This is a genomic window from Streptomyces sp. NPDC050703, assembly GCF_040654435.1.
Lineage (GTDB): Bacteria > Actinomycetota > Actinomycetes > Streptomycetales > Streptomycetaceae > Streptomyces.
Window position 1 is genome coordinate 113,132 of record NZ_JBFAHX010000009.1, and the last position, 22,015, is coordinate 135,146.

At 71.2% G+C, this 22,015-nt stretch carries 22 protein-coding genes and 1 riboswitch; of the genes, 9 read left to right on the forward strand and 13 right to left on the reverse strand.

Going from position 1 to position 22,015, the window contains the following annotated elements:
• Positions 1-9: 9 nt before the first annotated feature.
• From rph to AB0I16_RS11695, 5 genes are all read right to left on the reverse strand, one after another.
• The gene (gene rph / locus AB0I16_RS11675; RefSeq protein WP_363249133.1) at positions 10-2,649 is read right to left on the reverse strand and encodes a rifamycin-inactivating phosphotransferase; all 2,640 of its coding nucleotides are present in this window, start codon (positions 2,647-2,649) and stop codon (positions 10-12) included.
• 180 nt (positions 2,650-2,829) lie between these two features.
• Positions 2,830-3,429, reverse strand: coding sequence for an isochorismatase family cysteine hydrolase (locus tag AB0I16_RS11680; protein WP_363249134.1), 600 nt, complete (start codon positions 3,427-3,429; stop codon positions 2,830-2,832).
• A 103-nt stretch (positions 3,430-3,532) separates the two neighbouring features.
• Positions 3,533-4,366 carry an ABC transporter ATP-binding protein gene (locus tag AB0I16_RS11685; RefSeq protein ID WP_363249135.1) on the reverse strand — a complete coding sequence of 278 codons (834 nt, stop codon included), beginning with the start codon at positions 4,364-4,366 and terminating at the stop codon, positions 3,533-3,535.
• A complete protein-coding gene (locus tag AB0I16_RS11690; protein WP_363249136.1) occupies positions 4,363-5,559 on the reverse strand; it encodes an iron ABC transporter permease in 1,197 nt (398 codons plus the stop codon). Before AB0I16_RS11690 ends, AB0I16_RS11685 begins: the two co-directional genes overlap by 4 nt.
• A gap of 83 nt (positions 5,560-5,642) precedes the next feature.
• A complete protein-coding gene (locus AB0I16_RS11695) occupies positions 5,643-6,650 on the reverse strand; it encodes an ABC transporter substrate-binding protein (protein ID WP_363249137.1) in 1,008 nt (335 codons plus the stop codon).
• Between the two features lie 346 nt (positions 6,651-6,996).
• Here AB0I16_RS11695 and AB0I16_RS11700 point away from each other — a divergent pair, with 346 nt between their 5' ends.
• Together AB0I16_RS11700 and AB0I16_RS11705 are read left to right on the forward strand one after the other, a co-directional pair.
• On the forward strand, positions 6,997-7,572 hold the full coding sequence (locus tag AB0I16_RS11700) for a GNAT family N-acetyltransferase (protein WP_363249138.1): 576 nt from the start codon (positions 6,997-6,999) through the stop codon (positions 7,570-7,572).
• A gap of 611 nt (positions 7,573-8,183) precedes the next feature.
• Positions 8,184-8,338: riboswitch (cyclic di-AMP (ydaO/yuaA leader) on the forward strand.
• Between the two features lie 5 nt (positions 8,339-8,343).
• Positions 8,344-9,084, forward strand: a complete 741-nt coding sequence (locus AB0I16_RS11705; protein ID WP_363249139.1) for a LysM peptidoglycan-binding domain-containing protein — start codon at positions 8,344-8,346, stop codon at positions 9,082-9,084.
• A gap of 97 nt (positions 9,085-9,181) precedes the next feature.
• On the opposite strand, the gene AB0I16_RS11710 is transcribed toward AB0I16_RS11705, so the two are convergent.
• Entirely contained in the window at positions 9,182-10,387 is a 1,206-nt protein-coding gene (locus tag AB0I16_RS11710; RefSeq protein ID WP_363249141.1) for a GDSL-type esterase/lipase family protein, read from the reverse strand.
• A gap of 199 nt (positions 10,388-10,586) precedes the next feature.
• Positions 10,587-11,162: a TetR/AcrR family transcriptional regulator gene (locus AB0I16_RS11715; RefSeq protein WP_363249142.1), complete on the reverse strand. Its 576-nt coding sequence runs from the start codon at positions 11,160-11,162 to the stop codon at positions 10,587-10,589.
• Between the two features lie 71 nt (positions 11,163-11,233).
• Here AB0I16_RS11715 and AB0I16_RS11720 point away from each other — a divergent pair, with 71 nt between their 5' ends.
• Complete coding sequence (locus AB0I16_RS11720) at positions 11,234-11,725, forward strand: FBP domain-containing protein (protein WP_363249143.1); 492 nt, start codon at positions 11,234-11,236, stop codon at positions 11,723-11,725.
• A 229-nt stretch (positions 11,726-11,954) separates the two neighbouring features.
• On the opposite strand, the gene AB0I16_RS11725 is transcribed toward AB0I16_RS11720, so the two are convergent.
• The 3 genes from AB0I16_RS11725 to AB0I16_RS11735 all read right to left on the reverse strand — a co-directional run bounded on the left by AB0I16_RS11725 (position 11,955) and on the right by AB0I16_RS11735 (position 13,845).
• Positions 11,955-12,461 carry a carboxymuconolactone decarboxylase family protein gene (locus AB0I16_RS11725; protein WP_363249144.1) on the reverse strand — a complete coding sequence of 169 codons (507 nt, stop codon included), beginning with the start codon at positions 12,459-12,461 and terminating at the stop codon, positions 11,955-11,957.
• 137 nt (positions 12,462-12,598) lie between these two features.
• Positions 12,599-13,435, reverse strand: a complete 837-nt coding sequence (locus AB0I16_RS11730; protein ID WP_363249145.1) for an endonuclease/exonuclease/phosphatase family protein — start codon at positions 13,433-13,435, stop codon at positions 12,599-12,601.
• A gap of 113 nt (positions 13,436-13,548) precedes the next feature.
• Complete coding sequence (locus AB0I16_RS11735) at positions 13,549-13,845, reverse strand: hypothetical protein (protein WP_363249146.1); 297 nt, start codon at positions 13,843-13,845, stop codon at positions 13,549-13,551.
• Between the two features lie 269 nt (positions 13,846-14,114).
• Here AB0I16_RS11735 and AB0I16_RS11740 point away from each other — a divergent pair, with 269 nt between their 5' ends.
• The 6 genes from AB0I16_RS11740 (at position 14,115) to AB0I16_RS11765 (ending at position 19,895) form a co-directional block, all read left to right on the forward strand.
• The gene (locus tag AB0I16_RS11740) at positions 14,115-14,885 is read left to right on the forward strand and encodes an antibiotic biosynthesis monooxygenase (protein WP_363249147.1); all 771 of its coding nucleotides are present in this window, start codon (positions 14,115-14,117) and stop codon (positions 14,883-14,885) included.
• A gap of 244 nt (positions 14,886-15,129) precedes the next feature.
• Positions 15,130-16,428 carry a phosphatase PAP2 family protein gene (locus AB0I16_RS11745; RefSeq protein WP_363249149.1) on the forward strand — a complete coding sequence of 433 codons (1,299 nt, stop codon included), beginning with the start codon at positions 15,130-15,132 and terminating at the stop codon, positions 16,426-16,428.
• Between the two features lie 143 nt (positions 16,429-16,571).
• Positions 16,572-16,916 (forward strand): hypothetical protein, encoded by a 345-nt coding sequence (locus AB0I16_RS11750; RefSeq protein WP_363249150.1) that lies wholly within the window; start codon positions 16,572-16,574, stop codon positions 16,914-16,916.
• A gap of 157 nt (positions 16,917-17,073) precedes the next feature.
• Positions 17,074-17,703, forward strand: coding sequence for an SUKH-4 family immunity protein (locus tag AB0I16_RS11755; RefSeq protein WP_363249151.1), 630 nt, complete (start codon positions 17,074-17,076; stop codon positions 17,701-17,703).
• A 75-nt stretch (positions 17,704-17,778) separates the two neighbouring features.
• Positions 17,779-18,837 (forward strand): vWA domain-containing protein, encoded by a 1,059-nt coding sequence (locus tag AB0I16_RS11760; protein ID WP_363249152.1) that lies wholly within the window; start codon positions 17,779-17,781, stop codon positions 18,835-18,837.
• 155 nt (positions 18,838-18,992) lie between these two features.
• Positions 18,993-19,895 (forward strand): alpha/beta fold hydrolase, encoded by a 903-nt coding sequence (locus AB0I16_RS11765; RefSeq protein ID WP_363249153.1) that lies wholly within the window; start codon positions 18,993-18,995, stop codon positions 19,893-19,895.
• A gap of 39 nt (positions 19,896-19,934) precedes the next feature.
• On the opposite strand, the gene AB0I16_RS11770 is transcribed toward AB0I16_RS11765, so the two are convergent.
• From AB0I16_RS11770 to AB0I16_RS11780, 3 genes are all read right to left on the reverse strand, one after another.
• The gene (locus AB0I16_RS11770) at positions 19,935-20,159 is read right to left on the reverse strand and encodes a hypothetical protein (protein ID WP_363249154.1); all 225 of its coding nucleotides are present in this window, start codon (positions 20,157-20,159) and stop codon (positions 19,935-19,937) included.
• 68 nt (positions 20,160-20,227) lie between these two features.
• Complete coding sequence (locus AB0I16_RS11775) at positions 20,228-21,142, reverse strand: serine hydrolase (RefSeq protein ID WP_363249155.1); 915 nt, start codon at positions 21,140-21,142, stop codon at positions 20,228-20,230.
• Positions 21,139-22,011 (reverse strand): LysR family transcriptional regulator, encoded by an 873-nt coding sequence (locus AB0I16_RS11780; protein ID WP_363249156.1) that lies wholly within the window; start codon positions 22,009-22,011, stop codon positions 21,139-21,141. Before AB0I16_RS11780 ends, AB0I16_RS11775 begins: the two co-directional genes overlap by 4 nt.
• Positions 22,012-22,015 lie beyond the last annotated feature (4 nt).

Genomic DNA, 22,015 nt, shown 5'->3' on the forward strand with positions numbered 1-22,015 from the left:
GGACCCGCGTCACGACAGGATCTCGACGTACCCGTCCGATCCGTGCACCCGGATGCGCTGTCCGTCCCGGATGCGGCGGGTGGCCCGGTCCACGCCCACCACGGCGGGCAGACCGTACTCCCTGGCGATCACCGCGCCGTGGGTCATCAGGCCGCCCACCTCCGTCACCAGTCCCTTGACCGCCACGAACAGGGGTGACCAGCTGGGGTCGGTGAAGGCCGTGACGAGGATGTCGCCCGCCTCCAGATCGGCCTCCGCCATGTCGTGGATGACGCGGGCCCGCCCCTCGACCGTCCCGGCGGAGACGGCGAGTCCGACCAGGGCACCGTCCGGCACGCCCTCGCGCCGGTACGACCCCGTGAGGGCCTCTCCGTCGGAGGTGAGCACCCGGGGCGGGGTCAGCGCCCCGTACGAGCGGAAGGCTTCCTCGCGTTCCCGGACGAGCCGCCGGTCCACCCGCTGCGAGCGTACGGTCTCGTGGAGTTCGGGGAAGGTGAGGTAGTAGATGTCCTCCTTCTCGGCGAGCACACCGGCCCGTACGAGGCGTTCGGCCTCGGCCAGCAGCGCCTGCTTGTAGACGAAGGTGCGGCAGACGATGTTGTACTTCGGGTACTCCCGGTATCCGATGAAGGTGCGGACCCGCTCGATCATCCACTGGGTCTCCGCGGCCTTGCGCTCGCCGTCCGGCAGGTCCCGCAGGCGCGCCAGGACCTCCTGCTCCTTCTCGCGGGCCCGCTGCCGCCCCTCCTCGAAGCGGCGTGCCGCGGCGCCGGGACCGAAGTTCCTGATGTTGTCGAGGATCACGGGCACGAGCGCGGCGGGGCGTTCGCTCCAGCGCGGCCTGGTGATGTCGATCTCGCCGACGCAGCGCATGCCGTACTGGTCGAGGTAGGACTCGATGGCGTCACGCGCCTCGGCGCCGCCCGGGAGCTTCGCCAGTTCGTCCAGGTAGTCCTCGTCCCGGACGTTCTGCAGGAAGGCGACCACCTCCGGGTGCGGGCGGATCGCGTCGGCGACGTCGAGCAGCGCGAGGCCCATCTCCGAGGTGATGTTGCCGGGGGCGGAGAGGGTGAGCGTGTCGGCCGCGTTCTTCTCCCCCAGCCACTGGTGGAGGTTGTCGTTGAGCCACCACGTGGCCTCCATCCCCGCCATGATCGCCTGCATGTTCAGCGGATCGCGGAGGACTCGCTTGTGCTCGTCGAAGGCCTCGATGAGGTAGTCGAACAGCGCGGGTCCGGTCTTCGTGGCGATGTCGCGCCGCAGGGCGGCGAGCGACGCCCGGCTGCGCTCGACGAGTCCGGTGACGATGGCGGGGTCGTTCGCGATCGGGGCGGGCGGGGCGCCGGCGGGCGCGGTGGCCGCGGGTGCGTCGGCGGCCGGTTCCTCGCCGGGGCCCGGGTCCGGCTCCGGGAGCGTCGGGACGAAGTCGCCGCGGTCGAGGACGGCCTCCAGGGCGTCCCTGATCAGCGGATCACCCTTCTCCATGACGTCCAGGAGGCCCGCGCGGTTCGCGGGCACGGCCAGGCGCGGGGTGATGTCGACGAACAGCCTGCCGCCCGCCGCGTGCATCGGCACCATCGCCGTCAGCTGCCACATGGAGAGCCCCAGGGGCTTCATGGGGTCGGTCATCATCTGCTGGTGGCCGACGGAGACGTAGACGTGGTTCTCGTCGTCGTCCGCCTCGGGGACGGGGAACAGCGTCGTGATCGGCCGGCTCTGCACGATCCGGAATCCGGTGCCGTCCTCGGCCAGGCACCATTCGATGTCCTGCGGGGCGCCGAAGTGCGCCTCGATCCCGCGCCCCAGCCGCACCAGCTCCACGACCTGAGCGTCCGTCAGCGCCGGCTGCTCCTGCCGCCCCGCGTCGACGGCCACCTCCCGTGTACCGCCCGCGGGCAGGGCGTACAGGGCACGCTGTTTGGCGGCGATCTTCCTGGAGACGATGTCGCCGTCCCGCACCGTGAAGACGTCCGGGTTCACCAGGCCGGAGACCAGGGCCTCGCCGAGGCCGAACCCGGCGTCGACGGTGGCGGTCCTCCGGTCGCCCGTAACGGGGTCGGCCGTGAACAGGATGCCCGCGGCGTGCGGGACGACCATCCGCTGCACGACCACGGCCATGCTGACGGTGCGGTGGTCGATGCCGTTGCGCCGCCGGTAGGTCACCGCCCGCTCGGTGAAGAGGGACGCCCAGCACCGGCTGACGTGCCGCAGGACCGCCGCCTGTCCGATGACGTTCAGATACGTGTCCTGCTGGCCCGCGAAGGAGGCCGTCGGCAGGTCCTCCGCCGTCGCGCTGGACCGGACGGCGTAGGCGCCCTCCTCACCGGCCCGCGCGAGCGCACCCGCGATCGCCGCCGCGATGTCGTCCGGGACCGCGGTCTCCTCGATGATCCGGCGGATGTCCTCGCTGACGGCGCGGATCGCCTCCCGGTCGTCCGGGTGCAGCCGCGACAACCGCTCCAGGCGCTCGTCGACGGACGGCGCGTCCGCCATGACCCGCCGGAACGCCTCCGTGGTCACACAGAAGCCGTCCGGCACCCGGACGCCCTCGACGCGCGACAGCTCACCCAGGTGCGCGCCCTTGCCGCCGACCACCGCCACCTGCGTGTCGTCGGTCTCCCGCAGACCCACCACGTACTGCTCGCTCACTGCCACGCTCCCGACGCGTCCGTGCTCCATCGTGCCCTCATCTCCGCAGGTTGCGGCCTCGGCGGAGGATTCTGCGCCACCACGGGGGCCTTGCCGCAAGCCCCCCTGTGCGCTATAAGTTGAGTACGGCAAGGAGAGCGGGCGATCTCCTTGCCTTTGTCGTTTCCGCCGTCCGTCCGGTCAGCTCGTCGCTCGTGTCGCGGTGGCCGGCCGGTGCTGCCGGGCGTTCGTCAGGGCCGTCACCCAGTCGTCCACGGTGACGACGTCCGCCCACTGCGGGAACAGCCGCTGGACGAGGACCCGGTGCACCTCCGGATCGGGGTCGAGGCAGGCGTCGGAGAGGACGGTCAGCCCGAAGTCCAGGTCGTTCGCCCCGCACAGGGTGGAGAGCACCACGGCGCTGGTGGCGATCCCGGTGAGTACGAGGCTTTCGACACCGCGGGCCCGCAGCACCACGTCGAGATCGCTGCCGGAGAACGCGCTCGCCCGCCGCTTGGTGACCACCACCTCGCCCGGCAGGGGCGCGACCTCGGGGTGGATGTCGGTGCCGGGGGCGCCCTCGACGTAGAGACCGGCCCGTGCGATCGCGGCGAGCGGCTTGTTGCGCGTGCCGACTTCGGGGAAGCCCGGCCGCAGCGCGATGACCACGTAGATCACGGGGATGCCGGCCGTCCTGGCCCCGTCGATCGCCCTGCGCAGGCGCGGCAGGTATCCGGAGCCGTCATCGGCGATGTCCACGATGGCACGCTGGACGTCCATCACGAGAAGTGCGCTGTTCATGTCATCCGGAGCAACGACGCCGAGCCGACGCCGTAACGGGTCGGATCTCCGTCCGCGCGGTGGTGGCACCGTCACCGTCGGCGCGGTGGTGGCACCGTCACCGTCAGCGGGGTGGTGGGACCGGCAGCGCAGTGGTGCGACGAGGAAGCAGTGGTGAGACGAGGAAATGGTCGCGGGCGTCGGGCCGACCCGCCACGACCCGTCCGTCGACCCGGAACACCTCCCTCACCAACTGTTCGGAAAGCACCAGGTCCGGCCGCCCCTCGGCGGCCACCCTGCCGTCGCGCAGCACGATGACGTGCCGGGCGTACTGCAAGGCGAGGTCAAGGGAGTGCAGGGCGGCGATGACGGTGTGGTCGCCGCTGACCGCGAGGTCGAGGACGTCGAACTGGTGGGCGAGGTCCAGGTGGTTCGTCGGCTCGTCGAGTACGAGGATCTCGGGGTCGGCGACCAACGCGCGGGCCAGCAGCACCCGTTGGCGTTCACCGCCCGACAGGGTGTGCACCATGCGTTCGGCGAGCGGCAGGGCCCCGGCACGGTGCAGCGCGCGGTCGACGGTGCCCCGGGTCTCCTGGCCGGCGTCCTGTGCCCACCGTCGCCGCCTGGTCGCGGTGAGGCCCAGTTCCACCAGTTCGGCGGCGGTGAGTTCCGGCGCGATGCCCGCCTCCTGGGGGAGCACGCCGATACGGCGTGCGCGCTCGCGCGGCCGCATGCGCAGGACGTCGTCGTCCCCGATGAGCACCTGGCCGGTGCGCCGGGCGGCGGCGCCGGTGAGGGAGCCGAGCAGAGTGGACTTCCCGCTGCCGTTGGGACCCACGAGCGCGGTGAGCCCGCCGGCGGGGATGTCGGCGTCGATCCCGTGCAGCACGGGGGTCCGGCCCAGCTGGGCGGTGAGTCCGCGGACGGTCAAGGCGGTCACGGCGCTGGTGCCGGTCATCGGGTCCTCCCCGCACGGCGTACGACGAGGACGAACGCCGGTACGCCGATCGCGGCCGTCAGGATGCCCACCGGAAGCTCGGTGGGAGCGAGCAGCATGCGGGCCCCGGTGTCGGCGAGCAGCATCAACAGCGCGCCCAGGAGCAGCGCGACGGGCAGGATTCTGCTGTGCAGCCCGCCCACCAGCATCCGGGCGAAGTTGGGGACGACTAGCCCGACGAAGCCGATGGTGCCGGAGATCGCGACCACGGTGCCCGTGAGCACGGCGGCCACCACGAAGATCCCGATGCGGGTGCGGCCGGGGTGGATGCCGAGCGCCGCCGCCGTGGTGTCGCCGAGCGCGAGCAGGTCGAGGCGGCGTACGAGGAACGGCAGCATCGCGAGCGTGGCGGCGACGGGCACGGTGGCGATGCGCAGGAGTTCCCAGTTCGCACCGGACAGGCTGCCGAGCAGCCAGTACATGACCTGCTGGGTGGCCTCGGCGTCGCCGGTGCGCAGGATGAGGAAGGACGTGACGCCGGAGAGCAGGTGACCGACCGCGATGCCCACCATCACCAGCCGGGAGGCGGAGAGACCCGCCAGGGAGGTCGCGCACAGGAACACCACCGCGCCGGCCGCGGCGGCGCCGGTGAAGGCACCGAGGGGCAGCGTCAGCCCCGCGGCGGTACCGATGCCGAGCGTGGTGATGACGGTGACGGCGCCGAGCGACGCTCCCGAGGACAGCCCCAGGGTGAACGGGTCCGCGATCGGATTGCCCACCAGTACTTGTACGAGCACGCCCGCCACCGCGAGCCCCGCGCCCACCAGCAGGGCTTCGAGGACCCGCGGCACGCGCAGCCGCCAGATGATGAAGTCGTCCCCGGTGGTGGCGGCACCGTCGATCCCTCGTCCGACCGCCGAGAGGACCTGGCCCGGTGGGATGACGACGGCGCCGACGCCGACCGCGAGCACCGCGGCCACCGCGATGACCGCCAGCAGCGCGGCGACCACCACGGCGGTGGGCACGTTCCCGAGCAGCCCCGAGGCACGGCGCCGGTTCTCCGGCCGGACGGGGGGTGGTGGGAGCGGGTCGGCGCCGGGGAGTGCGCGAGGGGTTCCGCCGGGGAGTTCGGCGGGGATGTCGGCGGGGGCCGCGGCGTGGTGTTCCGGCGGAAGCGGCGGCGCGTCGGACGCGCATACCCCTGCTCCGGGCACGCCTGACTTGCGTACGTCCGGTCCGTGTACGCCCGGTCCGCGTACACCCGATCCTCGTACGCCCACTTCTCGCGACTGCCTGGTCATGAGGCGTCCTCCACGGCTTCGGCCACGGTGCGCACCGCTCGGGCGCCGAGCACGCTGGGCGACAGGAGGATGCTCTGCGGGATGGCGACCACGCGGTCGTTCTTGACCGCGTCCGTGTCCGCGAGCAGCGGGCTGGCTTTGATCGCGTCGACGAGTCGACGGCCGGACTGCCGGGAGAACCCGGTCACGGCCAGGATGACCTTCGGGTTGCTCCGGCTCGCCTCCTCGGCCGACAGCGTGGCGAAGTCACCGGGGGTGGAGGCTGCGACGTTCCGTCCCCCGGCCAGCGTGATCACGCCGTTCGCGTGACTCGACCCTCCGCTGGTGTTGATGCCCGCACCACCGGCCGGCGCCGCCGACAGACTCAGTACCGGGACCGCGTCCGCCCTCTTCCCCGCGGACGCCGTCAGGTCCGCGACCTCGCGCTTCATGTCGGCGATGAGTGCCTTGCCCTTGTCCTGTACGTGGAAGACCTCGGCGAGGTGGGTGATGTAGCGGTAGGTGGCGTCGATGTTCGTGGACCGGCCCTTGGCCGTGTCACAGGCGACCATCGCCGCGATGCCGTTCTCCTTGAGCTGCTTCTGGGTGGGGGTTCCGTCGAAGGAGCCGAGCTCGTACCGGGAGATGCCGGTCACCAGATCGGGCTTCGCCGCGATCACCGACTCCTTGTTGGCCACCTTGCCGCTCAGCACGGGCAGGGCGTCGAGTTCCTTCCGCATCGCGCCGGAGAAGTCGTCCTTGAACTCGGGCCCCGCCGTCCCGACGATCCGGTCCCCGAGGCCGAGCGCGATCAGGAACGCGGCGGCTCCCGCGTCCAGGGTGACCACCCGCTTCGGGACTTCGGCGACATCGGCCGTGGCGGGGCAGGCCGCCGAGGTCCCGTCTCCCGTGGAGTCGTCGCCTGCCTTGCCCGGCCGGTCGGAGGCGGACGCGGAGGACGTCGACGACGGGGAGGCACAACCGGACAGGCCGCCGACGAGGAAGGTGAGGGCTGCGGCGAGCACGGCAGCAGTGGGTCTTGGACGCACCGTTGTTTCACGTACCTTTCGGGGCGATGAGGGCGATGAAAGCGGTGGAGCGGGTGGGCGCGGACTGGTGGTGGTTCTGCGTGAGTGCCTGGCACTGCAGTAGTCGTGCCGGATGCGCGCCGAGTTCCGAGCAGTTCGCGGTCGGGCGAACGCGGCGCGGACAAAGGCAGTTCGGGCGGAGACAGTTCGGGCGGAGGCGGTTCGGGCGGAGCCGGTTCGGGCGGAGCCGGTTCGGGCGGAGCCGGTTCGGGCGGAGGCGGTTCGGGCGGAGGCGCGGGAAAAACCGTTGGGCCGCCCGCTCCACTGCGTGCAAGATCGACTCGTGGACACCTATCTGACGACCGAGCGCTTGGCCCTGCGGCACTTCACCGTCGATGACGCGGAGCTGCTGATCGAACTGGACAGTGACCCGGCGGTGATGCGCTACCTGAGCGGCGGCGAACCGACCGCGCCGGAGACCGTCCGCGAGCGCCATCTGCCGAACATCCTGGCCGGCTACGAGAAGTGGGACGGCGACCTCGGGCTCTTCGCCGCGCACGAGAGGGACGGCGGCGCTTTCATCGGCTGGTTCCATCTGCGTCCCGAGCCGGACGGCCCGCTCGACGAGGTCGAACTGGGCTACCGGCTGCGGCAGGCGGCGTGGGGCAGGGGCTACGCCACCGAGGGCTCGCGGGCCTTGCTGGACAAGGCGTTCACGCGACTCGGCGTGCGCGTGGTCCGGGCCGCGACGATGTCCGTGAACCACGGCTCGCGCAACGTCATGGAGAAGCTGGACATGGAGTTCGCTGCCGCCATCCCCACTCCTCCTGACATGGAGGCGGTCGAGGGTTCCGAGTTCGGAGGCGTGCGGTACGAGATCACCGGGGAGCGGTGGAAAGCGGGACAGCGGGGGCAGTAGGTGCGGCTGGAGCCGGCAGTTCGGCGCCACGGGTAATCCGCTTTCCACCTTTTACTCACCGCATTAGGCAGTCAACAGAACCCGGCTGACATCCTGTCGGAATTCGACAGCAATTCGGCGTGGTGACGCGCGACGTCCTCAACTCGCCCCGGGCGCCGAGCATTTCGAGCCCGGAAACCCATGGCTCGTCCCACGAACGCCAGAAGCCGGAAGCCGGAAGCCGGAAGTCCGAAGCCGGCCGCCAGCGGCCGAACCGCGCCGTCGGCCCGACTGGTCAGCCACTCACAGAAGGCACTCCCGGGCGAACGCACGCCCCCGATCCGCCCGGTATGACCAATTTATGCAGATAGCCCCCACCCCGCCGCGTACTCCTGAGTGAAATGAGTCACGCCGCCCATCGTGCGGCTCAAAACGCCCGAGCGGATTTCCCGTTCCAGGCAAAGAAAGTTGGGTCTATCGATCAAGGAAGGGCCCGCTTTCTGATCATCAGAAACCGATCCCGCGCTTTCTCCGGGTGAATTCGGGACTTGTTCCTTCGGGCCTTTCTCGCCTAACGTCACCGTCAATCCGGATGGAACGCCGAATCCTGCCGCTGTCCGGAAACCCTCCCACCCACTCACTCACTTACGCATGGCAGGAGCGGGGGACCCAGGTAAGCCGCCGGTCCGGATTACGGAACGGCTCGGGGTGAAGTCGCGCGCACAGTGCGGCCGGACATCTCCCGTCCGAACCCGACAGCTCACCTCGCAGGCGACGGAGAGGAATTTCGTCATGCCCGCAAAGGGAAAGCACCGCCGCCCCAAGTTCAGCGCGCTCCACCGGGGCATCGCCCTCGCGGGGACGGGCGGGGCCGTTCTCGTACTCCCCGTGCTCGGTGCGACCGCCGCCAACGCGGCGCCGGCCGGTGCGGTCACCGAGCCCGCCGCGGCCCCGGCGACCTATGTCGTCGCCGCGGGTGACTCGCTCGCCACGATCGCTCAGGAGCACTCCGTGAGCGGCGGCTGGGAGAGCCTGTACGAGAACAACCGCGACGTCCTCGGTGGCGACCCGGGCCTCATCCACCCCGGCCTGAAGCTCACCCTCGGCGAGAAGGACGCGGCCGAACCCAGGCCGGCCGCCGAGCGGGCGGACCGTTCCGAGCGCGACAGCGCGGCCGCCGAGCCCGCCGCCGCCCCGGCGGAGAAGACCTACACCAACGATCTCGACGGCTGGATCAAGGAGTCGCTCGACATCATGGCCCAGCACGGCATCCCCGGCACCTACGAGGGCATCCACCGCAACGTGATGCGTGAGTCCTCCGGCAACCCGATGGCCATTAACAACTGGGACTCCAACGCCGTCGCCGGCACCCCCTCCAAGGGTCTGCTGCAGGTCATCGCGCCCACCTTCGCCGCCTACCACGTGCCCGGCACCTCGCTGGACAGCTACGACCCGGTCGCCAACATCACCGCCGCCTGCAACTACGCGGCCGACCGGTACGGCTCCATCGACAACGTGAACGGCCCGTACTGATCCCCGTACCCCACCCCCCGCCGCATGCCCTCTGAGCCCCGGCACGCCATGCGTCCGGGGCTCAGCCCGTAACCGGAGCGAGTGCGGGCGGTGTTGCTTACGCGTCAGCCCGCCCGGGTGACGCGGTGGCGAAGGGGCCGCCCTCGCCGAACGCGAGCCGTGCGAAGTTCTCCCCGATACGGCGGTGCCCCGCGGGGTCGGGGTGGATCGCGTCCGGCAGCGGGAACTCGGCGTAGTCGCTCTCGCCGTAGAGTTCCCGGCCGTCGAGGTAGTGCAGGTGGGGGTCGTCGGCCGACCGCTGTCCGACGATCCGGGCGAGTTCGTCGCGGATGACGTTCAGGGTCAGACGCCCGGCGGCCCGTTCGGCCGGGTCACCCGTGGCCTTGAACCGCAGGGTCCCGCCGTCGAAGTCGGGCATGAGGGGGCCGGGGGTGTCCTCCTGGACCGGGCACAGGACGGGGGACACGACCAGCAGGGGTGCCGTCGGGTGGCCTTCGCGGATGGTGTCGAGGAAGCCGTGGACGGCGGGGCCGAAGGCGCGCAACCGCATGACGTCGGCGTTCACGACATTGATGCCGATCTTGACGCTGATCAGGTCCGCCGGGGTGTCCCGCATGGCACGGGCGGTGAACGGGTCGAGCAGCGCGCTGCCGCCGAACCCGAGGTTGACCAGCTCCACGTCGCCCCGGGCCGCCGCCAGGGCGGGCCAGACGGCGGTGGGGTGGGCGGCGTTCGAACCATGGCTGATGGAGCTGCCGTGGTGCAGCCACACCCTGCGCCCCCTGTCCGGCGCCGGCTCGATCGGCGCATCGGTGCGCAGGGTGATCAGCTCGGTGATCTCCGTGTGCGGGAGCCAGATCTCGATGTCCTTGTCACCCGCGGGCAGACCGGCGAACCGGGCGGTGCCGGGAGGCCCCTCCCTCAGCTCGGCGGACTGGGTGACCATGTCGGTGACCGTACGGAGATTGCCGCCGGTCACCGTGGCCTGCGCGGTGAGGCGGCCGTCGACCAGCAGGTCGTAGACGCCGTCCGCCGGGGGCGGGAAGCCGCGGTAGGTCCGCTTGGTGGGCAGGGTGTCCAGCTCGACGGTCGTGGCGCGGGTGCGGAATGCCAGGCGTACGCCGGAGGGCTGCGCCTCGGCCACGGCGAGCTGGTCGTCGGGGATCTGGCGCCGGGCCCGGGCGGGAAGGCGGTGCGGGAGCAGGCCGTGCGCGGTCGGTTCCAGATCTAGGAAGCCTCGCAGGAGGTCGGGGGTGACGGGGGTGGTGACAGGGGTGGTGCCCCAGCCGTGATCAGTGCTCATCGCTCAGTGCCTCGCCTTGCCTTGTCCTGCCTGGTAGCGCCTTGCCTTGCTTGCCCGGTCATGTCTTGCCCTGCCCTGCCGGCCTGGTCCTGCCTTGCCGGCCTGGTCCTGCCTTGCTTGCCTGGTCATGCCCTGTGTCAGCTCGTCGGCCGGGGGGGGGCGGGCGGGCCGTCGGCCGGAGGCCCTGGTGGCCCGCTCCTCACGGCGTGACCCGGCGGGGGTTGTGCAGCAGAGCGTCGAGGGAGTCGAGGACCCACATCCACGACTCCTGCGAGTCGACGGCGGTGTGGCTGAAGCTCCCGGCCATCTCCAGGCTGACGTAGCCGTGGAACATGGCGCCCAGCATCCGGACCGCGTGTGTCTGGTCCGGCTCCGTCAGGTCGTAGCCGCGCAGGATCGCCCGCGTCATCTGGGAGTGCCGCACCCCGGCGCCGGCGGCGGCCGTCTCGGGGTCGAGCCTGAGGCGGGCCGCGTCATAGCGGCCGGGGTGCTCCCGCGCGTAGTCGCGGTAGGCGTCGGCGAAGGCGGTCAGCGCGTCCTTCCCTGCGCGCCCGGCCACGGCCTCGGCGACCCGGTCCGCCAGCTCCTCCAGCGCGAACAGGGCGATCCTCGTCCTGAGGTCCTGGGAGTTCCTCAGGTGCGAGTACAGGCTCGCGACCTTGACGTCGAACCGCCGGGCGAGCGCCGAGACGGTGACCTGGTCGAAACCGACCTCGTCGGCCAGTTCCGCCCCCGCCCGGGTCAGGCGCTCCGGAGTCAGCCCTGCTCTAGCCATAACCTTCGCCCCATCCCACGACAAGCTTTAATCGTTTGCCTAACGGTTTTAGGAAACTTAGCCTACCGCTCATGAGACCGTTGACCGAGCAAGAGATCCGTACCGCGTTCGTGAACTGCACCAAGGGCGAGGCGAAGCGCCTGTCCGTCCCCCGCGACCTGGCCGAGCGGCCCTGGGACGACCTGGACTTCCTGGGCTGGCGGGACCCCCAGTCCCCCGGCCGGGCCTACCTCGCCACAGAGCTGGAGGGCCGCCCCGTAGCCCTGGCGATGCGCTGCCCCGGCTCGGGGGTGTCCCACACGCGGCGCAGCATGTGCACTCTGTGCATGACCAGTCACACGGGCGGCGTGTCGCTGATGGTCGCCCCGAAAGCGGGCAAGGCCGGGCAGCAGGGCAACTCCGTGGGCGCCTACATGTGCAGCGACCTCGCCTGCTCCCTGTACGTGCGGGGCAAGAAGGACGCGGGGATAGGCGGGCGGTTCCACGAGTCGCTCACCTTGGAGGAGCAGAACGAGCGGACCGTGGCGAACCTCTCCGCGTTCATCGCGTCGGTCACCGCGTGACGGGGGCGCCGTCGGTGACGGCGCCCCTGCCCCGACGGCGGCCAGGGCCTGCCGCGCAACCCGGTAGGGCCGGTCAGACCGCGGTGGGCAGCGCGTTCTCCCCGGCGACCACCCGGCTCGCGCGGCCTACGGCGCGGAGAGTCTGGGCTTCCACGGGGCGCCCCATGCCGCGTTCCTGTCCGTCACCGGCTACGGCGTGGCCGACTGGCCGCAGGGCCTGCGACAGATCCTAGTTCCAGGGGTCGGTGAACGAACGGCCCGGTACGGGCTTGGCGATGAGGGCGACGGCGATGAAGAAGTTGACCTGGCCGATCGCGAACATCAACGTGGTGAGCGCCTTGGCGTCGTAGTGCTCGGCCGCCTGGGCGTACAGCTCGTCGGACACCCGCTCACCGTGCGAAGGCGCCTGCAGCACCGCCTCCACCAGGGCCAGCGCGGCGCGCTCCGCACCGGTGAAGTAGGGCGAGGTCTGCCAGGAAGCCACCGAGGTGATCCGCTCCTCCGACTGCCCGGCCTTGCGCAGGAATCCGGTGTGCAGAACGGTCAGGTACGTGCTGCCGACGATCTGCCCCGCGCGAAGCTGCACCAGGCTGATCGTGGGCCGCGGCACCGAACCGTTGCCCACCACCTTGAACAACGCCGCCGACACGTCCGCCAGTTCCGGCACGAGCCGCGCCGGGTCCTCCGTCATCCGCGGAACCATCGGGACCTCTGCCGTGATCGTACGCGTGCTCATGCTCAACAACTCCTCATCGCTTCAGCGTTACTGTCACTGCGATGACGGAGCCCGGCGGAACGATGTGACAGGTCCGTGGGAATCAGTTCCCACGCGGTCCCCTCACCGGCGGACGGGCGGTCACGTCCGGTCAGCCGTCAGGTCACGTCGAGGTCGGTGTGGACCATGTGGTGGTCCGAGTACGAGGAGGGCCGCACGCGGTGTTCGAGCGGGGTGATGCCCCGCAGGAAGACGTAGTCGAACTTGCTCTGCCAGTCGGTGGTCGGCTCGCAGGTGGCGGCGGGCGGACGGCACTCGGGGTCCGTGTCCGTGGCGAGCTTCCACATCGGGGCGAGTTCGGGCGCGTCCGGCACGGCGTTGAAGTCGCCGAGAACCACCGCGCGGCTGTGCCGCTCGACCTGCGCGGCGAGTACGCCGGTCTGGGCCGCCCGGACCGCTTCCTGGGCCCGCTGGGCCAGGTGCGTGTTGAAGACCCGGACCTGCTTGCCGCCGACCTCCGTGGTGACCGCCAGGTAGCCACGGTCCTCGGAGCCGCCGTCGGGGTACTCCACGGCGACGCGGTCCGTCATCGGGGCCGCGGAGAGGATCGCCTGGCCGAAGGCTCCGGGGCTCCACGGGGCTCCCCCGCAGCGGCCCCAGTTCCGCAGGACCGTCCCGTACTCGACGTGGTAGACCAGTCCGTAGAAGCCTTCCAGGTAGTCACGAATCCGCTCCACGTCGCGTACGCATGCCTCCTGGAGGCCGATGACCTGCGGCGCGTACGTGGCGATCTCCGCCGCCCTGTCCGCGTTGCTGTCGTCGCAGGGGTTGCAGATGTTCCACGTCATGACCCGGTTCGGTACGACGGCGTCGGCGGCGTCGACCGGCAGCGTCCTGATGAAGAGGGAACCGCTCGGCGCGCTGGGGCCGACGAGCATGGCGCAGACCGCGGTCATGACGACCGCGAACAACCGCGTGCCCCTGCCGAGCACCATGGCCCTCCTCCGTCGGGATCTCCCTCTGTGCCGCCAGGTTATGCGACGGGCATCGTCGGCAACACAGGCCTCTGATCCGCGGGGAGAGGTGAAGGTGGAGGTGGGGGTGGGGTTCAGGCGGTGAGCGCGGGGGCCGGGCCGGTGGCGCGCCGGCCCTGCCGGTACAGCTCCCTGCGCGCGGTGTGCACCGTGCGCCGGGCGAAGCACAGCGATCCGGCGGGAGCGTGGCACGTCGTGCAGGCCACGGAGTAGACGCCGTGCCGGAACCGGGCGTGCATCGCGTGCGCCGCGTCATGGGCGGCGTCCGCGGCCCGTATGGAACTGAGGACGGCGACCCCGCCGTCGCGCTTGCCGGCGGGGCCGAAGGCCCCGCGCTCCAGGAGACCGGACGGCCTGGAGGTGATTCTCATGCGGGGCCTTCCCTTCCCACCAGCCTTGTGCACTCGCGGTTCTCGTCTGCGCAGATCTCGTACCCGCAGACCTTGTACCCACGGCTCGCGGACGTGATCACTTCGGCGGCGACGAATATGGACCGGGGCCCCTACGCGCAGGGCGAACCGGCTCCACACCGCCGGCCGGGTCCGACAAAGTAGGAGAAAGCTCGGCCCGGTCCGGCAGGTGCTGCGGGAGCGGGAGCACGCGTGCCGGCACCATCCGTCACAGAGGAAGCCGATGTCACATGACAGCTCACTCCGTCGAGTACATCCGTTACCGCATACCGTCCGAGCGCTCGGCGGAGTTCCTCTCCGCGTACACCCGGGCCGCCGTGCCCCTGGCCGCGGCACCGCAGTGCGTCGACTATGAACTCACGCGCTGCGAGGAGGACTTCGAGCACTTCGTCCTGCGCGTCACCTGGACGTCGACGAAGGAGCACCTGGAAGGGTTCCGCACGTCGGAGCACTTCCGCGACTTCTTCGCGGAGATCCGCCCCTACGTCGGGAACATCGAGGAGATGCGCCACTACACGCCGACCGCGGTGCGCGGCACGGGCGCCTCGGCCCCCAGTCTGTACGCGTGGGCGGGCGGCGCGGAGAACTTCGAGCGCCTGACGGAGGCCTTCTACGAGAAGGTCCTCGCGGACGATCTCCTCGCCCCGCTCTTCGCGGACCTGCCCGCCGAGCACGCCCGGCACGTCGCCCAGTGGCTCGGTGAGGTCTTCGGCGGCCCCGCGGTCTACTCGCAGGAGCAGGGCGGCCATGCCCACATGGTGGGCAGGCATCTCGGCAAGGGCATCACCGAGCCGCAGCGGCGCCGCTGGGTCAACCTGGTGCAGGACGCGGCGGACGACGCGGGGTTGCCGACGGACGCCGAGTTCCGGTCCGGGTTCCTCGCCTACGTCGAGTGGGGCTCCCGGCTCGCGGTCCACTTCTCGGGCCCCGACGCGGCCCGGCCCGGCGACCAGCCGGTGCCCCGCTGGAACTGGGGGGCCGCGCCGCCCTACCGGCCGTGACGCCCCGTGGCGCGTGCCCGGCGGTCCCGGGGGCCGCCGGGCACGGCCCCGATGGCATGATCGGGCTGGCGGCGAGCACCCTCGTCGCCCTTTCTCGACCCGAAAGCCGACCCACCCGACACAACGGCTAGCCTTTGCGGAAACAACAACCAACAAATCGGTCAAACCATTGATATCCACAGAATCGCGGGCGCTTTCCCGAATAAGCCGCAGGATCACGTCCGTAGAGTGGCGCCGGCCGCGGGTGGTCCTCTGGACGACGGCGAGTGTCGTGGGCCTCGGGTTCCTCGTCGCGCTGGAGATCGTCTCGCGGCGTTGCACCGGCCAGCCGGGACCGATCACCCTCCAGGCGCGGGAGGTGATCTTCCCTCCCAAGCCGGGCCCGCTGTACGGCGGCATGGCGCTGATGATGGTGGTGCTCACCTGGCGGCAGCGGTTCATCGCGGCCGGTGCCGCGATCGGCATCGACGTCGTCTTCGTACTGGCGCGGTGGGCGCTCGACGTCGAGACACCCGAGGACCAGTTCTTCGGCAACGGCGCCCTGTGGGTGATGCTGGGCGTCGCGGTCATCGCGGTCACGCGCCGCACCGGCGCGGAACGCGTCCTGCTCCTGAAGGGCGTCGGCCTCGGCCTGCTCCTCGTGGCGGGCCGCAAGACGGGTGACGTCTGGCTGCTCATCACGGCGAAGACCCGCCCGACCGTGCTCGACCCCTACGTGGCCATGGCCGACCACGCGCTCGGCAACCCGTCGTGGTGGGCGGGCCGCCTACTGGAGGCGAGCGGCCCGGTCAGCACCGTCCTCGACCTGGTCTACGCACAACTCGCGGTGGCCGCGATCGTCGTCGCGCTCTACCAACTGCGCGGCGTGGCCGCCGAACGCCGCTTCCCGAGCCACCACCTGGTGCGCACCTTCCTGGTCGTCGGCCTGCTCGGCCCCGCGTTCTACATGATCTTCCCCGTGGTCGGGCCGGTCTTCGCCTACGGCCCCGGCACCTCCGGGACGGGCGGCGTGGAGTGGGCGGTGGCCGATCTGTGGCCGCACACGCTGCCGCCGGTCACCGTGCCGCACCCGGTGCCGTACGACGGGATCACCCCGCGCAACTGCATGCCCAGCCTCCACACGGCATGGGCCACCGTGATCTTCATCCACTCGCGCAAGGGGCCGCGGCTCTTCCGGTACGCGGGGACGTTCTGGCTGACCGCCACGCTCGCCGCGACGCTCGGCTTCGGCTACCACTACGGCGTGGACCTCCTCGCCGGCGTGGTCTTCGCCCTCACCATCGAGGCGGGTCTGCGCGCGCTCGACCGCGGCTGGGACCGCTCGGCGACCGTGCTGGTCGCCTACGGCTCGACGGTCTTCGCTGCGCTCCTGCTGTCGTACCGCTACCTGCCGATGGAGATGGCCGGTCACCCGTGGGCGTTCGGCCCGCTGATCCTCCTGGCGACGGCCTCCGTCATCCACTGCTACGTCCGCACCACCAGGCTGTGGGGGCCGAAGGCCGCACCGACCGGTCCGGCGGAACCGCGGCCGGCGCTGGTGTGACCGGTCGGCGGCGCCTCGCGACGGCCAACAGGGCAGACGGGTGCCCCTGTTGGCCGTGCGGCGCGAGTGGCAGGTACACGTAAGATCATGTCGCGCCTCCGGGCGCGAGCACACGTGCATCCGAAGTGGAGCAAGGAGCAACCTTGAAGAAGCGTCTCATCGTTCCCGCGGTCGTCGCGGCCCTGTCGCTGGCCGGTTCCGTACCGGCGGCCTCCGCCGCGTCCACCCCGCGGAGCGGCAAGGTGGCCACCGCCGCCGCGTGCAAGAGCCTGAAGTCGCTCAGCACGCTCAACATCCGCAAGTCGGCCACCACCTCGTCCACCATCCTCGGCACCTGGCCCAAGGGCGCCAAGGGCTGTGACATCTCGGGCAAGCTCGGCGGCACGTACAAGAACGTGTGCGGGATCGACAAGTACAACGGCTGGCGCAAGATCAACTACAGGGGCACCGTGGGCTACGTCCCCAACGTCTGCGTCGTCTACGTCTGAGCAGCGCCCGCCCTGGCGTGAGCATGAGTCGCCGCACTGGCCGCCCATCACCTCGTGACCAGTGCGGCGGTTGCCTTTCGAGGACCCCCACGGTGGCCGACCCGCCGGTGGCCGGTGCGCCGGCCGCGTTCTGAGTTCTGAGTTCGGAGTTCCGGCAGTGCTTTTCGACATCGACCGCGGCGAACTCGCCGGCCTCTTCGGCGAGGCCCGGTTCGCGACCCTTCCCGCCACCGCCTTCCCGCCCTCCGCCGCGGACACCGAGGGCGCCCGCCTCCTGCGGACCGTCGGCGTACCCACCGGAACGCTCTGGGTGCGTGAGCCCGACGAGGACTCCGGCCGACTGCCCCGCGTCCGGGACGTCGTCCACATCGAGGACTTCGACGGTGCCTGCGACGACGCCTCCGAGGGCGTGGGTGAGTGGCCCGTCATCGGGTGGCTGCTCAACGCCCACCTCGCTCTCGATCCCCGCTCCGGCAAGGTGCACGCCTTCGACGCCGACGAGGCAACAGTGCGGGAACTGCACGGGGACGTCTCCTCCCTCATCCACGTCACCGTCCGGTTCCAGCGCCTGCTGGAGGAGTTCACCTTCAGTGGCGACAGCGGCGACGAGGAAGCCGGCTTCGAGCGCCTGGGCGGCGAGGTCGAGCGTGTTCGCCGGGAGACGAGCGGCGTCGACCCGCTCCCGTTCCAGGACGACGAGACCGTCTGGTCGGTGATCGGCGAGGAGATCGCCGCGGGCCTGCGCTTCGAGGGCGGGAGCCCGGGAGCCCGGTCGCTCTACGGCTGAGCGTCGAGCCGCGTTGTCAGTGCCTCCCCATAGAGTGAAGACATCACTCGGCGGTACCGAAGGGGGAGCACAGACGTGTCCGGAAACAGGATTCAGCACAAGGTCAACCACGTCGCGCTGGTAGTCGACTGCTCGGGTTCCATGCGTCCGCACGAGAACCAACTCGTGCGCGTGGTGGACGAGTTCGTGGCCGGCCTCAAGGCCGAGTCGGACAGCCTCGGCCACGAGACCCGGATCAGCCTCTACTCCTTCGACCACAGGGTGGAGAACCTGGTCTGGGACATGGACGTGAAGCACCTGCCGTCCATGCGGGGCCTCTACCGCGTCAACAACGGCGCCACCGCCCTCATCGAGGCCTCCCTGAAGTCCCTGGACGACCTCGGCCACATCTGGGAGGAGTACGGCGAGCACAGCTTCCTCCAGATCGTGGTGACCGACGGCGAGGAGAACGCCTCGGGCGGCGACAGGCGCCACGACGGTGACATGACCATCCTCGGCCCCTGGCTCGACAAGATCACGGCCAAGATGGGCGGGCTCCCCGGCCACTGGACCTCCGCGATCCTCGTGCCGAACTCCCTGGCCAAGCGCACCGCGCAGAACTACGGCTTCCCGGCGGGGAACATCGCCATCTGGGACGCCGATTCCCACCAGGGCGTGGAAGAGGCGATCGGCACCGTGCGGGCCGCCGCCACCAGCTTCCTGCGGGGCCGGGAGCAGGGAGTGCGCGGCACGAAGAACCTGTTCGCGGTGGGCCAGGACATATCGGTGGACGAGGTGCGGGCCAGCCTCGAACCGATCCCGGCCGACAAGTACCGGCTGCTGAAGGTCGACAAGGAGATGGAGATCCGCCCCTTCGTCGACTCCCACCCGGGCGTGACGTATGAACGCGGGTCCTGCTACTACCAGTTGGGCGCCAGGGCGCAGGTCCAGCCGAACAAGGAAGTCATCGTGGTCGAGAAGGACACCGACCGCGCCTACACGGGTGACGCGGCCCGCAGCCTCCTGTTCGGCACGGGCATCCAGGGCACCGTATCGGTGAAGGCGGGCAACAACCCCGAGCTGGAGGTCTACGTGCAGAGCCGTTCGGTGAACAGGAAGCTGAAGCCGAAGACGCGTCTGCTCATCATGCTCTGAGGCCAGGCAGCCGCCACCACTGGTGGGGCCGGCCTGCCCCGGAGCGGGATGCCGACGGCATGCCGAGGGACAGGGGGCAGCAACCGTGTCAGCCGGGCCGGGCAGAGGAACATGCGTCCAAGCCGTCGCCGCGCACCGAGGGCGACAATGGGGTCATGACTTCTCCGACTTCCGACGGTCACCCGCACGGCGACGCCGGCTCCACCGAGGCACCGCTCCCCGTCACCGGCGAGACGCTTCTCCCCCTGGACCACGGCGACCTCTACGTACGCCAGGACGGCCCTGCCGAGGCGCCCGCGCTCCTGCTCATCCACGGGTCCGCCGCGACGAGCCGGTCATGGGACGCGCTGGTTCCGCTGCTGACGTCCCACCGCGTGATACGGGTCGACATCCCGGGGCACGGCCGTTCTGCCGAACCCTCCGACGGCGACTACTCGCTCCCCGTCCTGGGCCGCAGACTCGCCACCGCACTGGACCGGCTCGACGTCCGGCACGCCGTGCTCGTCGGTCACTCCAGCGGCGGCTATGCCGCCACCGCACTCGCCGAGCACCGCCCCGACCTCGTCCGCGCGCTCGTGCTCATCAACACCGGACCCGGCATGGACGCCTTCATCGCGCCGGCGGAGCAGAGCGCCATCGACCCCACGCGGTGGCCACCGGGCGACGAAGCGCTCCGCGGGTTCGCGAGTTCGGGCTTCCGTGCCGGCTTCGAGATCCCCCAGGTGCTCATCGACGAGTTGCGCCGGATGTCCTTCCCTGCGATCGCCGCGGCGATGCGGGCGTCCACGGCCTACCTGAGCGAGCGCGCGGTGCCGGACCGGCTGAAGGTCCTCGGCAAGCCGGTGCAGGTCATCTTCGGCGACCGGGACGGCAGGTGGCGCCCCTCGTCGGCGGCGGACTACGGCGCCGTGCCGGACGCCGAGATCCGGATGCTCGCCGGGGCCGGGCACACGCCCATCCTGGAGGAACCGGCCCGGACGGCCGCACTCCTCCTCGCCTTCACCGCGCCGCACCTCCGATACGACACCTCCGGTACCGGCCGGGACGAGCGCGTGTGAGTGACGCCGTACGCGCGTGCCTTCGGCGCCGGTGCGTCCCTAGTGCGCCCGGGAGTGCGTCCCCGGCCGCAGGATCTCGTCGAGCACGATGCGGATCGACTGGAACGCGCGCGCTTCGATGCTCGCGTTCCAGGCCTCGGTCTCCTTGCCGTCGCCCTGAAGGGCTTCCGAGTGGGCGAAGAGCCGGTCCGTCTCGCTCTCCACCCAGTCCCGGGCCCCACGGATGCGGATCAACAGTTCGTCGGCGTCCACAGGTTGCGTCATGCCCGACATATACCCTGGGAAGCCGCCGCCTCATCCGGTGTCCTGCTCTCTGCCCCGGATCGGGCGCCTCATGTGCCCTCGTTGCCCCGCAGCTCCTCCACCGCGGCGCGGGCCGCCGTGCCGATCACGGCGTCGGCGCGCGGGAGCTTGTTGTCCGCGCGGGCCGCCTGGGTGAAGACCACGGCGGTGTAGACGCCGCCGTCGGGCAGTTCCACCACGCCCGCCTCGTGGCGCATCGTGCCGAAGGTCCCGGTCTTGCCCGAGACGGTCACGTCGTCGTAAGGGAACCCGGAGGCGAGCCGATGCGACCATGCCTGCTGCCCCATCGTCCGGCGCATGAAGGCGCAGCTCTCGGCGGAGGCCGCGCCGTCGGTCCAGATGGCCCGCAGCAGCCGGGCCATGTCGGAGGGCGTCGACGACGCCTTGGACAGGGGGTTGTAGACCACGGCGGGCACCGTGGTGTCGTTGTCGGCGAGGCGTTCCATCGCGGCGCTGAGCGACTCCGCGCCGGTCTCCGCGACCATCCGCTCGAACGTCGTGGCCGCGCCGCCGAGGATGTGGGTGTCCGGCAGGCCGAGGTCTTCGCACAGCTCCTCGACCGCCGCGGGGCCCACGTGGCGCAGCACCGCGTCCGCCGACGTGTTGTCGGAGACGCTCATCATGAGGACGACCAGGTCGCGCAGGGAGACGGTGACCGGGTCCCGCAGGATCGAGATGCCGGTCACGCCGGGCATCCGCTCGTCGGGGCCGAGGGTGACCGGCTGCCGGGGGTCCAGTGCGCCGGCGTCCGCGAGCCGGCAGAAGGCGGCCATCAGCGGCACCTTGTAGACCGAGCCGACCGGCACCGGTTCGTCGGGGTCCACCGTGACGCGGGCCTCCGGCCGGTGCAGCTCCGCCACGTGGAGCCAGCCGCGCACTCCGGCGTCGGCGAACATGCCGCGGATGGCCCGCTGGACGTCGCTCTCCCGCCGCGCCGCGCTCACCGTGCCGCCTGGCCGGCCAGGGCGTCCACCAGGAGGCGCGCGGTCAGCGCCGTCGTCCCGGAGTCGGGGCGGCGGGCGTCCCACACCACCCGTAGGCGCAGCGGCAGTGGCGGGTCGGTGGCCGGGGCGCGCTCGACGCCCTCGGCCGAGAGCCCGGCGTCCGCCGTCACGAGGACGGCCTGACCCGCCGCCACCAGGGCGAGCCCGGCGCGTTCGTCGGGGACCACGACCGTCTCCACCCGGCGTCCGCGGCTGGCGAGGGTGTCGACGAACAGGTCGTACGCCGCCGGGGCCTCCTCGCGGGGCCGGACCGCGACGGGCAGCCGCCTGCCGCCCCCGGCCGCCGCGGCCTCCGTACGGGCCGGGCTCAGGCGCCAGGTCGGCAGGAGCACCACCCCGCCCGAGGCGAGTCCCGGCAGGACCGCGGGGTGCCGGATCACGGCGAGGTCGAGCCGGCCCGCCGCGGTCTCGGAGAGCAGCGTGGCGGTCGGGGCCGTCGACACGGCGAGCCTGGTGCGTTCCCCCGCGCGGCCCGGTGCGGCGGCCACGGCGGCGGCGACCCGCGCCGGCACCTCCGGCGCGAGGCCGAGGCGGAGCCTGCGTCCTTCGGCCCGCTCCCGCGCGCCGGCCTCCTTCATCTCCGTGAGGGCGGCGAGGGCCCGACGGGCGTGTGGCAGCAGCAGCGCGCCCTCGTCGGTGAGACTGACACCGCGGCTGCGTTCGAAGAGGCGGACTCCCAGCAGTGCTTCGAGTCGGCGCAGTCCCTGCGACAGGGGCGGCTGGGTGATGCCCACGCGCTGCGCGGCGGCGCCGAAGTGTTCCTCGTCCGCCAGCGCGACGAAGATTTCCAGATGGCGTTCGGTGAGCACGGAG